Source organism: Collinsella aerofaciens (assembly GCF_040910325.1).
Taxonomy (GTDB): domain Bacteria; phylum Actinomycetota; class Coriobacteriia; order Coriobacteriales; family Coriobacteriaceae; genus Collinsella; species Collinsella aerofaciens_BL.
In genome coordinates this window covers 1-1,665 of record NZ_JBDGAV010000064.1, presented here as the reverse complement: position 1 = coordinate 1,665, position 1,665 = coordinate 1, and the positions used below count along the sequence as shown (strand labels likewise).

Annotated in this window: 2 protein-coding genes; both read right to left on the bottom strand. The window is 70.5% G+C overall.

The window, feature by feature from the left end; all coding sequences use genetic code 11:
- Positions 1-110 precede the first annotated feature (110 nt).
- Positions 111-845 carry an ATP-binding protein gene (locus tag AB5Z25_RS10875; protein ID WP_271737436.1) on the bottom strand — a complete coding sequence of 245 codons (735 nt, stop codon included), beginning with the start codon at positions 843-845 and terminating at the stop codon, positions 111-113.
- Between the two features lie 2 nt (positions 846-847).
- Positions 848-1,665, bottom strand: an 818-nt coding sequence (locus tag AB5Z25_RS10870) for a Mu transposase domain-containing protein (RefSeq protein ID WP_438265617.1), incomplete at its 5' end; no start/stop codon positions are given.

The window sequence follows — 1,665 nt, the reverse complement described above, 5'->3', positions numbered from 1 at the left end:
TGAGTATTTGCTCGCTTGAGCACTGTTGAATATCGCGAAACAGCACCGCCGATATCGCGCTTGGGCACCGGGGCCGACACTGGCCCCGGTGCTTTTTTATTGCTACCGGTCTATCCGCGGCGCTGCCGCATGTTGGCCTCGCCCATGTCGACCCAGACCGCGTTGTGCACGATCCTGTCCATGATGGCGTCGGCATGCACCCCGCCGCCGAGCCTCGGGTGCCAGTCCTTCTTCTTGAACTGGGTGCAGAATACGGTCGAGGCCGTGCCGTACCTCAGCTCCATCAGCTCCAGCAGCATCGACCTGAACTCGGTGTCCGGCCTGTCGAGCAGCCACTCGTCTATCACGAGCAGGCCGAACGCCCCGTACTTGCGGACGAGCTTGCGCTCGCCGCCGGGCCGGTCACGGCTCTCGCGCCAGAGGTCCTCGAGGTCGGGCTGGCGGACGTAGCACGACCTCACCCTCCTGGCGCAGGCGGCCTTCGCGAGCGCGCAGGCCAGGTAGGTCTTGCCCGTGCCGGTGAGGCCCTGGAGAACCACGTTCTCGCCGCGCCCGACGAACCCGCAGGTCGCGAGCTCGGCCACCGCCACCCTGTCGAGGCCGCGGCCCTCGAAGAAGTCGACCGAGCGGACGTCGGCCTCGGGGTACCTGAGGCCGGCCCTCCTCGTCAGGTTGCGGACCTTCTGCGTGATGAAGTCGGAGTGCGCCTCGTCCACCGCCATCTGGACGCGCTCGGCGAACGCCATCCCGGCGCACACGGCCTCGTCCTGGGCGGAGAGGGCGGCGAGCAGCTCGGCCGCCCCCATCTCCCTGAGCTTGCGGGCGGTCTCCGCGTTGACGTCCATGCTCACCCCTCCCCGTAGAAGCCGGCGCCGCGCACGTAGCCGCAGTCCCCGGACGCCTCGCCGGCTGGCGCCCTGTCCTGCCCCGACCTCAGCACGGGCTCGACGTCGCGGTAGCGCGGCGACCTCTTCCCGGTCGCGAGCGCCATCCCGCACGCCCGCTCGAGCCTCGCCGGGGTGTAGCGCCTGGACAGCCTGAGCACGGCGAGCGCGGCGTTGAAGCCCTGCTCGTCGAACTCGTAGCAGGCGAACACCCTGTCCACCAGCTCGGAGCAGGAGGGCCCGACCCTCGAGGCCCAGGCGCGGATGCGCGGCGCGTCCCAGTCCGACCACGCCCTGCCCTCGGGCATGTCCGAGCCGCGCGTGGAGTAGCGGTTCCTCGCGTAGGACGGGAACCTGGGGTGCGTGGCCACGCGCTCGCCGCCGGAGAAGACCTCCACCTTGCCCTCGGTGACGCGCAGGTCGACCGTCGAGCCGACGAGCAGGTGGCTCACCGAGTAGTAGTTGCGGGCGTACGCGACGTGGCAGTTGGCCTGGACCTTGCGGCCGTAGACCCACTCGCACACCTCGAAGGGCTCGGCCGGTAGGGGCCTCAGCAGCGGGCGCTCGACCTCCTCGAACACCTCGCGCCTCGAGCCCTCGCGCTTGGCGAACGGCGCGTCGTTGTGCTCCGCGACCCTCCGGGCGACGGCGGCGCGGAGGGCCGCCATGTCGGTGAACACCTCGTCGCGAAGCGCCGCTATCACGTAGGTCGCGGCGGCCCAGACCTCGTTCTCGGCGCTCGGCTTGTCGCGGGGCCTCCTGACCCTCGCCGGGATCACGG